The following is a 435-nucleotide window of genomic DNA, read 5'->3' as shown; positions in this document are numbered from 1 at the left end:
ACCGACACACGTATAAATTGAAATGCCGCCGGCAAGCCGGCGGCGAAAGATGCAGCCGCATATCACGTGGCGCACCTGAGGCACTCGATTCGACGTACTCGGATCGTGCTAGTTGCAACGACTCGCGCAATGCAGCAGCGGGCAACGCGCCCGCCTAATTCTGCGTGAGCGGATTTAGCGTCGTGCACAGGAAGCCCGTGCAGTTCTTCGGCGTGAAATAGAACGATGCCATCACCGGCGTGGGGGTGCCCAGAGCCAGATCGCTCAGATAGGCGCCTCCTTGCGCGCCGAACGTGTTGGCCTGTTGCACGAAGCTCGCGCCGGTCGACTGGATCGCGGCCGACTGGTACGTGAAGGTCGGCGACTGCGTCTGGTCCTTCACGTAGATCCACGAGATCGCGGTACCGAATGCCATGCCGCCCTTCGCGCGATAAC

1 pseudogene is annotated in these 435 nt (G+C 61.6%); it reads right to left on the bottom strand.

Features of this window, described 5'->3' with window-relative positions:
- Positions 1–154 precede the first annotated feature (154 nt).
- Positions 155–435, bottom strand: a pseudogene (locus ACU8YE_RS25530) (hypothetical protein); the annotation flags it as partial.

The organism is Ralstonia sp. VS2407 (genome assembly GCF_052950655.1).
The sequence above is the reverse complement of the archived record's forward strand: the minus strand, read 5'-3'. Positions and strand labels throughout refer to the sequence as shown.